The sequence below is a fragment of the Ralstonia sp. 25mfcol4.1 genome, from assembly GCF_900104095.1.
GTDB lineage: Bacteria > Pseudomonadota > Gammaproteobacteria > Burkholderiales > Burkholderiaceae > Cupriavidus.
Window position 1 is genome coordinate 1 of sequence record NZ_FNJO01000035.1, and the last position, 10,862, is coordinate 10,862.

The window sequence follows — 10,862 nt, forward strand, 5'->3', positions numbered from 1 at the left end:
GCGCGTGCGAAAGAGTGGGACCTGGCTCAAAACTGCCTTGGTGACGGCGGCCTGGGCTGCTGTACGCGTTAAAACCAGCTATCTGCACGCCCAATTCCTGCGCATCAAGGCCCGCCGCGGTGGCAAGAAGGCAATCCTCGCGGTCGCCGCCTCCATGCTTACCGCTGCCTACCATATGCTTCGCGATGGCGTTGAGTACGCCGACCTTGGTTCCGATCACTTCAACCGTCACGACGTCAACAAGACCATCCGCCGCCTGCTTAAACGCCTCGCCGACCTTGGGTGTCAAGTGGATCCCATGCCTCATGCTCTTTAGCGCTTCCTACTAGACTTCTGGGAGGTTGTAAGTTCTGCTGGTGTTGTGATTCGCCGAGGTGAGTTTTTCAATTTGGCCCGAGTTCACCGGGATCACGTGCTACGCGTTCGCGGCCAATGGCTGGCCGACGGACCGTTATATCAAACGGGCATGATCTTGTTGAGTATTTCAACAACAGGGTGAAAATTGTCGTTTAGTCAGCATAATCTGGGCATCTGCTACGGGATTGCTGCGGCTGCTATGGGGTGTTGACGGTCATCGTGAGCCTGCCGATTGAGAACCTGTGGACCAACAAGGCAAAGCAGGATGAGGCGGTAAAATCGGCCATCCAGTTTGAGTGCCTTCGAGCCGCACAAGTAGCAGACTGCGCGTTGGGGGGGGTGTAGACATTTGTGTTCGCGGAATTATCTTACTGAACTCCGGTTAGTGTCGCGCTGAGCGACCGCGTCAGCGTTTTCACTGGCCTCTGGTGACACCTTTGCAACGAGGATCAGCGTCAGCTCGCCATTGGGTTCACAGTTGTGTCTGTGCTCTCTTCCTGCTAGTGCGGAGCAGACGACGATTTCTGCCGACGTCAGCAGAACAGGCTGGATCTCGACCGGCTTGGCGAACAGATGTAGGCACATGATGTCAGCCAAGCCTTACGACGCATCCGTAAGCGAGGGGGTTTAGCCCCGCGTGTGGGGCACACCCCGGCGTTTTGATGGTCCACTGCGGGTGGCAGTTGTTTAAGTGCGGCGAAAGGTATAGCCACCCAGCGGCCGATCGGGTTTGACGCAGCCCCAAAATTCTCGAGCTCATTGATACAATCGCGCGTCTTCTTGCAATCTCCTGCCCCCATGCAACGCAGCCTGCTCGCAGAGTCTGACGCAGCACTTTCCAACCCAACGAAAGCGCACGTAGACCAAGCGGGACTCTCCCATCCCAAGTACCGCCCCGACATCGACGGATTGAGAGCGATTGCAGTCCTGTCTGTTGTCGCATTCCATGCATTTCCTCACTGGATGCAGGGCGGGTTCATAGGTGTCGATGTCTTCTTCGTGATTTCAGGCTTTCTGATCTCCACGATCATCTTTCAGAACCTCGACAAAGGCACGTTTAGCTTCTTCGAATTCTATGCAAGGCGCGTCAAGCGCATCTTTCCCGCCCTGCTGATCGTGCTGGCGTGCTGCTATGCCTTCGGCTGGTTTGCGCTCCTCTCAGTGGAATTCAAAGCACTAGGGAAGCACATTGCAGCGGGGGCCGGATTCGTATCGAACCTCGTTCTGTGGAGCGAATCGGGCTACTTCGACAAGTCCGCCGATACGAAGCCGTTGCTCCACCTGTGGAGTCTCGGCATCGAAGAACAGTTCTATATCATCTGGCCAGTATTGCTTTGGGCAGCATGGAAGCGAAAATTCAATCTCGCGACTATCGCAACGATCATTGCCGCAGCATCGCTCTATCTCAACCTTAAGGGCATCAAGCAGGACGCTACTGCGACGTTCTATTCGCCGCAAACTCGGTTCTGGGAATTGCTTTGTGGCAGCCTTCTGGCATGGTTTGTCCTCTATAAGCAGCAGGACCTACGCCGGTTCGGTCGCCGTGTCGATCGTGTCCTGGCGCGCGTGATCTATTCAGCCGCGCAAAAAAACGACGGCACGACGCTCTCCAACGCCCTGTCCGTCGCAGGCATGCTCCTGCTCTGCTTCGGCTTTTGGCACATTAACCACGAATTCAGTTTTCCGGGGAAATGGGCAGTCTTGCCCGTCCTGGGTGCCGTGTTCATCATTGCTGCCGGACCGAATGGCTGGGTCAACAAGACTTTCCTCGCACATCCGAGTGCCGTCCGGATCGGACTGATCAGCTTCCCTCTCTACCTTTGGCATTGGCCGTTGCTCTCGTTCGCCCGCATAGTCGAAGCCGGCGTGCCCTCCCGCAACATTCGCATCGGTGCCGTCCTTGCCGCGATTGTATTGGCGTGGCTGACTGTCCAGCTCGTCGAGAAGCAGATCCGCGGCGGCGGCTTCACGAAACTGAAGGTCCTGGTTCTGGCATCGCTCATGGCTGTCGTTGGATACTTCGGCTACGACGCTTTCGAACAAAACGGGTACCAGGATCGCTTCATCAACGTGATGAACGTTGGCGTCAACGAATCACTCGCCTACAACTGGTTTATCGGCTTCCGATACGGTGAGTGCTTCCTGGACCCCCAAAACGATCCGGTTCAAGATTTCGCAGGGCATTGCGGGGCCAACCGCGACAACCACCGGTCATTGCTGATGATCTGGGGCGACTCACACGCTGCATCCCTTTACCGAGGCTTTGCGAACAACGCAGCATCGCACAACTACAACGTCGCGCAATACACGGTAAGCGCATGCCCCCCCATCATGGATTTCGATGGTGGCCAGAAGAGGGACTGCGCCCGGCTGAACCAGTTCACGATGCAACGCATCCGGGAGCTCAAGCCCGACACACTGGTTATGGCTGGTTACTGGGCACAGTACAACGGGACTAAAGGCTGGGAGAAGCTTGATACCGAAAAACTAGCCGCAACCATCGACATGGTGAAGAAGGCGGGCGTGCGGAACGTCGTTTTGGTCGGCAGCCTGCCGGTCTTTTCCGTCAGCCAACCCGAAATGCTGAAACGCGCTTACGTCTGGAGCAAAATCGAGACGCGCACCTATCGAAATTTCGACCCAGCGGCGCGCACGACGAACGATCAAATCCACGCAGTTGCAGAAAAATCAGGGGCAAGCTTCATCAGTCCGATGGACTATATGTGCGACAAGCAGGGCTGCCTCCTCTCACTGACGACGGACAAGGTGGTGCCACTGGCCTATGATTACGGCCATCTCACGACATTGGGATCCGACCATCTAGTGTCCCAATTCTTCGAGCACGGCAAGATTCCGCTAGAGTAAATTTCATGTAAGGCGTCCTGCGCCTTCCACGCAATGTCCTTGGCGAACTGCGGCACGGCTGCAGGCGCATGGGTCGTCATCCATTGGCCGACTTCGCACTTTGCCGGTAGCACCAGGCCGCCTCGTAAAGCAACGCTCGCAGGGGCGAATTGCCCTGCTTCGTAATGCCGCGGGGTCGTATGGTGGCACCGCTGGAGTGCTCGCCTGGCACCAGGCCCAGATAGGCCATCAGGTCGCGCGGCGCTGCGAAGCGGGCAAAGTCGCCAACCTCCGCCGCCAGTGTCACGGCGATGATGGTACCCACGCCTCGCAAGGCTTGCAACGCCGTCACAGTGGGAGCCAGCGACCAGGTTGGCAGCCGTTCCGCGATCTGGCCATCGAGCTCGGTGCGACGGGATTCGGCCTGCTGCAAGGCGTTGACGTAGCCTTGCAGCGTGATTTGCTGCGTAACCGTCCGCTGATGGCCGTGTGGACACGAGAGGCGAACCCCTATCCAGAGTAGTTCCCATCAAAATCTAGCGGGGACTACTTTGGAGACTGTGGCAAAGCGTGGTGGCCGCACACGCGGCAGCCGGAATCACCCCATCGAATCGAAGCAAAGACTTGCAGAAGCTGCGTGCGTTCCAGGGGTGTCGGTTTCAAAGCTGGCCCTGGAACACGGTCTAACGTGAACATGGTCTTTCGGTGGCGGCGCATGCTTAGAGCAGGCCACCTCGGCGTCCCCCGTGCTGGCGACGCCCCAATGCTGCTCCCCGCTGTGCTCAGAGACCCCGAAGGTGAGAAACCTGCCGGCGGGTCGCTTACAGGAGTCATCCGGTTGCAACTGGCCAAGGGCGAGGTGAGCATTGAAGGCCGAGTCGATCCAGAAATCCTGCGTATGGTGGTGCAGTGCCTGTGCTAATGATGGAGCCACCGGCGAATACCCGGATATGGGTAGCCGCAGGATTTACGGACATGCGATGTGGCTTCGATGGGCTGGCTGCCAAAGTGCAGATGGTTTTGCAGAAAGACCCATTCTCTGGACAGAGGAAAACGTGGCGATCTCATCAAGTGCCTGTATTGGCGCGACGGTGGAATGTGCCTGTTTGCCAAGCGGTTGGAACGAGGTCGGTTTGCCTGGCCGCGCGCGGAAGGTGGCGTGGTGGCCCTGACGAACGCGCAACTCGGACTTTTGTTGGAGGGATTCGACTGGCGTCAGCCCATCGATGCAGCCCGCCCGTGCAGTGCTTTGTAAACGTCTGTGACAATGCACGTGGGGAGTGATGCTGGCGCCTAGACTGCTTGCATGACCTATAGTAACGCTTCGCTTCCCGACGACATCGACGCCTTGAAGGCCCTGCTTCTGGCGCGGGAAACGACGCTTCGTGAGCGCGACAGCGACTTGGAGAATCTACGCGACACGGTCGCGACGCTTGGAGTTGACCCTGTGATTCAGGACACCCAAACACCGTTAAGTTGATGATGTGGCGGCTCGCCGGAACTCGCGAGGCGAACGATATCTCAACGCTTTGTGTGGATGCCGCTCATTGTATTGCTCGAATGCGACCGTTAGCTGAGAGAGCGCTGTTGGCACGTCGGGCCTGTTCATAAACGCAATGTAATCGCGTTTCATGGTCTTGACGAAGGATTCGGCCATGCCGTTGCTTTGCGGAGAACGCACGGGGGTGGTCAGTGGCTCTAGTCTGTTGATTTGCACGGAAAACGGACCCAGCGGGGATGCGGACAAAATCTTGGACTACCTGGAGGTAGTTCATGTATTCATACGAAGAGCGCATCCGCGCCGTTAGGCTCTACATCAAGCTGGGCAAGCGAGTAGCTCCAACCATTCGACAGCTCGGTTACCCGACCAAGAACGCACTAAAGGGTTGGCACCGAGAGTTCGAGCAGCGCCAAGACCTGCGCCTCGGTTACGCCCGTTCGAAACCCAGGTATTCGCCGGAGCAAAAGAGGCTGGCGGTTGAACACTATTTGGAGCACGGCCGCTGTATTGCACTTACGATCAAAGCACTGGGCTATCCTGGGCGGGCATCGCTCCATGCGTGGATTCAAGAGTTGAGGCCTGAGGAACGCAAGCGCGTCGTCGGCCGATCTGAGGGGGCATCACCTGCTCTCAAGCGGGCAGTGGTCATTGCATTGTGCACGCGAGAAGAAAGTGCACAAGCAATTGCTCAACGACTTGGCGTATGCAGGCCGACGTTGTACAACTGGAAGAACGAGCTACTCGGCCCAGAGGTTTCCGCATCCATGAAGCGCCACCGAGATTTGCCACCGGATCCAGAGCGGGAGGAGTTGGAGCGCCAACTTGAAGCGCTGCGACGCGACGTTCGACGCTTGCAACTGGAGCAAGACCTCCTGAAGAAGGCAAATGAAATCTTAAAAAAAGACACGGGCATCATCCAGCAATCCCTGACCAATCGGGAGAAGACATTGCTGGTTGATGCCCTGAGGCGAACATACGGCTTGACGGAGCTCCTCGAAGGGGTGGGGCTGGCGCGCAGTTCCTACTTCTACCATCGAGCGCGTCTCGATGTCGCTGACAAGTATGTCGAAGTGCGTCGCACCATCGCCGACATCTTTGAACGTAACCATCGTTGCTACGGCTATCGTCGGATGCAGGCTTTGCTCACCCGACAACGCGTACGAATCTCGGAGAAGGTCGTGCAGCGTCTGATGAAGCAGGAACGTTTGGTCGCCGCAGCGCCGAAGCGGCGCCGATACGGCTCCTACATGGGAGAGATTGGTCCAGCACCAGAGAACATCGTCAACCGCGACTTCGACGCGGCGGCACCCAATATGAAATGGCTCACAGACATTACAGAGTTCCAGATCCCCGCCGGCAAGGTATATCTGTCACCAGTGATCGATTGCTTTGATGGGATGGTCGTCAGTTGGTCAATCGGCACGCGGCCGGACGCTGACTTAGTGAACTCAATGCTGGATGCGGCCATCGAGACAGTCGCGTCCACTGGCGACCAGCCCATTGTGCACTCGGACCGTGGTGCCCATTATCGTTGGCCCGGCTGGCTATCGCGCATCGCCGGCGCGAAGCTGGTTCGCTCGATGTCGCGCAAGGGGTACTCACCTGATAACGCCGCGTGCGAAGGCTTCTTTGGAAGGTTGAAGAACGAACTCTTCTATCCGAGGAACTGGCAATCCAGCACCGTTGAACAATTCATCGAGGCGCTGGACTCGTACATCCGGTGGTACAACGAGAAGCGGATCAAGATCTCGCTGGGCTATCGCAGTCCCGTCGAGTACCGAAGAAGTTTAGGATTCTCTGCTTAACCAGTCCAACTTTTTGTCCGCATCCCCGGTGGGTCAGTTCTCAGTGCAAATCAACAGCCAGCGCCTACTACGCCCGCTGGTAAATGCAATTCGGCAGTACGTGATGGCGGCGTCGAAGATCCACGCCGACGATACGCCCGTACCAGTACTTGAACCCGGAAACGGCAAGACCAAGACAGGCCGCCTCTGGACCTATGTACGTGACGACAGGCCCGCTGGTTCGGTGGACGCACCGGCCGTCTGGTTCGCGTACAGTCCGAGTCGGTCAGGCGAATATCCGCAGGCCCACCTGAAAGGCTTCAAGGGAATCCTGCAAGCTGACGCATTCGCAGGCTACAACGCCATTTACAAAGACGGCCAGGTACAAGAGGCTGGATGTGTTACCCACGCGAGACGAAAATTCCACGATCTGTACCTGGCACGCAGGAACGACGTCAACACTGAGGCGCTGCGCCGGATCGGTGAACTTTACGCAATTGAGGCAGAGATCCGCGGGAAGCCTCCCGACGAGCGAAGGCGCGTCCGACAAGAACGAGCGCTTCCATTGCTGGAAGCCTTCGAGATCTGGTTACGTTCTACGCTTAGCAAGGTGTCGCCCAAAAGCGATACCGCGAAGGCTATTGGCTACGCATTGAATCATTGGTCGGCATTGACCCTGTATGCCAGTGACGGTCGCGTTGAGATCGATAACAACGCAGCGGAGCGTGCGCTACGGGCCGTTGCCCTCGGCCGAAAGAACTTCCTTCACTTCGGCTCTGACAGTGGCGGCGAACGCGGTGCCGCTATCTACTCGCTGGTGGCCTCAGCCAAGTTGAACGGACTCGACCCAGAGGCCTACCTGCGCGACGTCATTGCGCGCATCGCCGACTACCCCGTCAATCGCGTCAGCGAACTGCTGCCATGGGCCATGGCTGAGCAGTTCCGCACGACCGCCGCCTGAAAGCAACCCCGTCGTCAAGAACGCTGTCCGTCGGACGGTTACTTTGCTGCGGGGCATGATCGAACTGTTGATCGGAGATCCAGAGCCGATGCTGCCGTGTCCAGGACTTGCCGTGGTAATGACGATCGCGTAGCAGGAGATGGCTTTGGATGCGTTGCCGGGCCTTGCGCACGTCCCAGCTTGCCTCTTGCCGGGCGCGCACGAGGTCGCACATCGCTTCGTGGGTCGGGGCGGGGACCCACACTGCGACCAGATCACCAGCGCGCTGCAGGCGCGCCAATGCGATCGCGTCCCGGTGGTCATTCTTGACGCGTCCCTTGATGGCAGGCAGTTTGGACGGAGCTGCAACTAGGCAACGGATGCCCGCGGCGATGAGCTGGCGGTAAAGGAGATAGGCACATGGGCCCGCTTCGTACGCGCATTTGATTGGACCGTGCCGGGCCTCCAGTCGGCGCAGTTGCGCGATGATGGCCGTGGGCTGATTGGCGAAGTTACCGATGAAACGAATCTCGCCGTCGCGACCGGGCGCTGCCAAAGCAATGGCGATGGTGTTCCGATGTACATCCAGCCCGACAAAGAGTCTGATACTGGACATGATGGCCTCCGTAGAACGATTCGGCACGGCCAGCTTATGCCTTCCGGCATAAGGCCTGCGACGCGTTGCATCGCAGGGGGCGGTCATATCATCTACCTCTTCGCCGGCGCGGACAGTGGCGGCGAACGGGCCGCGGCGATGTACACGCTCATCGGAACCGCCAAGCTCAATGACCTCAACCCCGAGGCGTATCTGCGTCACGTGCTGAGCCGCATCGCCGATCATCCGATCAACCGGATCGATGAACTGCTGCCCTGGGCCGTCGCGGCTGAATTGCAGCCCATCGATGCCGCCCGCGCCTGACTGTCAGAGCCCCAAACGTATTGCTTCACGCGTCAAGGACGGTGCTCATCGGGCCGTTACCCTGGTTCGGGTTCACGCCGTGCCGCCGCGCCACGGCTGACACCGATGCCCCGGGTGCCAGTGTTTCCTGCACGGTGGCGATTTTTTCCTGAGCTGTGCGCCGCCGCCGACGTTCCGGCTCGGTCAGAATTTCGATGGGTTCCACGCAATGAATAGGCTTACTGATAGACACAGGGCTATCCCTTATTTTAAGAGAGTCCTCGTGTCCTCAGATACGTGGGGCCGCTCCAGTCAGAGCTGACGACCTCTTGCGAACATGTGAGCATTGCGATATATTTCTTCTCACACTCGCGTCAACGACGCATCGACTCGCGGCCAGGTGCCGCAAAATGCGGCTCGCCCGCCTTGATGTTGTCCCTTCAGCTCTGCCGATGGACCGCTCCTGTAGCGGACTATATGCGCAGCGATAGGGCTCTGTAGCCGCACTATCCATTGATGGATGGCGCCGGTTGCGGTTTATTTTTTTCCTTCTTAGCTCGTTTTCTTGCTCAATGTGCTTATCGGTTGAGCATGCCGAGGGTCCGCCGCCTTACCTAGGAGCGGATCTGCTGATATGGCTCGCCTGCCAGTGCAATGCTGGCGATTTTCTTGGCTCGACTTCGAGCGCGGCGAGCGTTGCCTATTCTCCTTCCTTCCTTCCTTCCTTCCTTCCTTCCTCCTCCTTACCCATCTGCCTTTGTTTCGACTTTTTGTCTTTCGAATCGCGGTGCAGTTACGTCGTTACCTTGTCATAAGTTGTTCCTCAGCGTCGTCTAACCGGCGTTCCATCCCCAGTTGCTCTTAGCGGGCTGCAATTTATCTCGGATCCCCGAGCAGAGGCGGACACCTTGTCCCCAGAGCTACCTGCGCTCTTAACAAAGCAGGGTTCAGCGATATCAGGTTGTCGCTGTTGCCGTCGGAAGGGCTGAGTGGCGTGGTCGTGCAATTGCACACGCTTAACGGCTCTTAGCGCCGGCCCGATGGATGTTTCTAAGAGTTCATCGGCCGACAAGCTGCATAGCAGTTTCGCTTCACCCCGTACCGATGCCTGAGGGCTTCGGTGCCAGGACTGGTCAAGCCAGTCGCAGCAAACACTAACCGTACTGAACACTAACCACTGTTGGGGAATAGATGAAGATTGATATCTATGTCGAATTAATGCGGATGATCGATCTCAACCGAGAAGGTTCTTTTGCGACGCAGGCAGCTCGCAAGGAAGTATTGTCACAAGTGGCGCACGATCTTAAGGACTTGGGATTTAGGACACTTCCAGCCTCCGGATTAAAGCCTAAGCATGTGGTGGCTCTAGTGACTCACTGGCAGGCACAGGGTCTTGCTGTTGCTACGATGAAAAATAGGATGTCCTATATCAGGTGGTGGGCTGGGAAAGTCGGTAAGCAGAATTGCGTACCTCGAAGAAACGCGCAGCTGGGCATAGGGCAGCGAAAATTCGTTACAAATATCTCGAAGGCGCTGATATTGCCATTAGAAGACATTGGAAAAATTTCGGACGACCGCATTAGATGTTCTGTCTTGCTTCAAAGAGAATTCGGTCTTCGTCGAGAGGAATGTCTAAAGTTCCAAGCAATTTTTGCTTTAGAAGGTAAATCCGTTAGCGAGGCAACGCAAATCCGTTTAATGGAGTCGTGGTGCAAGGGGGGCAGGGAAAGGTATGTGCCTATCACGTCCGATTCTCAGCGCGAAGTACTCGCTAAAGCTGTGGTGCTTTGCGGGCTGGGCTCCATGATTCCGCCGGAATTGACTTATGTAAAGCACTTAGGTCGCTACATTCGCCAGACGAGAAAAGCGGGCATCTGTAAATTGCATGGCTTGCGACACGAATACGCGCAGAAACGATACAGAGATCTTACTGGATGGCCTGCCCCTGCCGCGGGAGGGCCGGTTGCTTCGCAACTCACTCCGCAGCAGCGATTAAGAGATAGGGCGGTGAGGCTCGAGATCTCAGCTGAACTGGGCCACAATCGTGAGTCCATTACGGCGGTTTACCTGGGTAGGTAATTGATATTTGAATGGTTTGGAATTGATATGAATACGCTAAACGAGCCGCAATTTGTTTCTATGATGGCATGGGGTGTGGTATTTTTGGTTGAGGTATATGCCGGGCGGCCTCAAATTTGAAGTGCAACACCTTGCCATTCGGTAAGGTGTGATTAATGACGAGAACGAAGTACCAACAACTACAACCTGAAGAAGGCATGCGCATCGAGATTTGGAAGGCCGAAGATGTCAGCCTGCGAGCCATGGCTCGCAGGCTTGGCCGCGCGCCTTCGACACTGATGCGGGAGCTTCGCCGCAATGCCACCGCCCGTGGCGGCTATGGCGCAATGAGCGCGCAAGCCTGCCGTACGCAACGCCTCAAGGCCAGCCGTCCAGTCGCCAAGCTCGCTCCTGATGGCGTACTGTGGGGCGTGGTGCGCCACTTCCTCGATCAGAAGTGGTCGCCCCAGGAAATCTCCG

6 protein-coding genes and 7 pseudogenes are annotated in these 10,862 nt (G+C 57.2%); 9 read left to right on the forward strand and 4 right to left on the reverse strand.

Translation table 11 applies throughout. The features are described from left to right. Both BLQ58_RS28465 and BLQ58_RS28470 read left to right on the forward strand, forming a co-directional pair. Positions 1–316: pseudogene (locus BLQ58_RS28465) on the forward strand (IS110 family transposase); the annotation flags it as partial. 839 nt (positions 317–1,155) lie between these two features. Beyond that, positions 1,156–3,222: an acyltransferase family protein gene (locus tag BLQ58_RS28470; protein ID WP_092603793.1), complete on the forward strand. Its 2,067-nt coding sequence runs from the start codon at positions 1,156–1,158 to the stop codon at positions 3,220–3,222. 17 nt (positions 3,223–3,239) lie between these two features. Here the strand turns inward: BLQ58_RS28470 and BLQ58_RS28475 are convergent. After that, a pseudogene (locus BLQ58_RS28475) lies at positions 3,240–3,670 on the reverse strand (transposase); the annotation flags it as partial. A 455-nt stretch (positions 3,671–4,125) separates the two neighbouring features. Between BLQ58_RS28475 and tnpB the strand changes: the two are divergent. Continuing rightward, a pseudogene (gene tnpB / locus BLQ58_RS28480) lies at positions 4,126–4,456 on the forward strand (IS66 family insertion sequence element accessory protein TnpB). Between the two features lie 51 nt (positions 4,457–4,507). Then, the gene (locus BLQ58_RS29295) at positions 4,508–4,681 is read left to right on the forward strand and encodes a hypothetical protein (RefSeq protein WP_175460039.1); all 174 of its coding nucleotides are present in this window, start codon (positions 4,508–4,510) and stop codon (positions 4,679–4,681) included. On the opposite strand, the pseudogene BLQ58_RS28485 reads toward BLQ58_RS29295, so the two are convergent. Continuing rightward, a pseudogene (locus BLQ58_RS28485) lies at positions 4,673–4,903 on the reverse strand (integrase core domain-containing protein); the annotation flags it as partial. The gene BLQ58_RS29295 and the pseudogene BLQ58_RS28485 overlap by 9 nt on opposite strands. A 71-nt stretch (positions 4,904–4,974) precedes the next feature. On the opposite strand from BLQ58_RS28485, the gene BLQ58_RS28490 reads away from it, so the two are divergent. Continuing rightward, the gene (locus tag BLQ58_RS28490; protein WP_029051545.1) at positions 4,975–6,507 is read left to right on the forward strand and encodes an IS3 family transposase; all 1,533 of its coding nucleotides are present in this window, start codon (positions 4,975–4,977) and stop codon (positions 6,505–6,507) included. Between the two features lie 55 nt (positions 6,508–6,562). Then, positions 6,563–7,447, forward strand: a pseudogene (locus BLQ58_RS28495) (IS66 family transposase); the annotation flags it as partial. On the opposite strand, the gene BLQ58_RS28500 reads toward BLQ58_RS28495, so the two are convergent. Further along, positions 7,392–8,042, reverse strand: a complete 651-nt coding sequence (locus BLQ58_RS28500; protein WP_029051544.1) for an IS110 family transposase — start codon at positions 8,040–8,042, stop codon at positions 7,392–7,394. The pseudogene BLQ58_RS28495 and the gene BLQ58_RS28500 sit on opposite strands and share 56 nt — an antisense overlap. A 93-nt stretch (positions 8,043–8,135) precedes the next feature. Between BLQ58_RS28500 and BLQ58_RS28505 the strand changes: the two are divergent. After that, a pseudogene (locus BLQ58_RS28505) lies at positions 8,136–8,345 on the forward strand (transposase domain-containing protein); the annotation flags it as partial. A 61-nt stretch (positions 8,346–8,406) separates the two neighbouring features. On the opposite strand, the pseudogene BLQ58_RS28510 reads toward BLQ58_RS28505, so the two are convergent. Next, positions 8,407–8,541: pseudogene (locus tag BLQ58_RS28510) on the reverse strand (transposase); the annotation flags it as partial. 974 nt (positions 8,542–9,515) lie between these two features. On the opposite strand from BLQ58_RS28510, the gene BLQ58_RS28515 reads away from it, so the two are divergent. Together BLQ58_RS28515 and BLQ58_RS28520 are read left to right on the forward strand one after the other, a co-directional pair. After that, complete coding sequence (locus BLQ58_RS28515; RefSeq protein WP_092603797.1) at positions 9,516–10,403, forward strand: phage integrase N-terminal domain-containing protein; 888 nt, start codon at positions 9,516–9,518, stop codon at positions 10,401–10,403. Positions 10,404–10,558: 155 nt separating this feature from the next. Beyond that, a partial coding sequence (locus tag BLQ58_RS28520; protein WP_139186198.1) for a helix-turn-helix domain-containing protein occupies positions 10,559–10,862 on the forward strand: 304 nt, incomplete at its 3' end.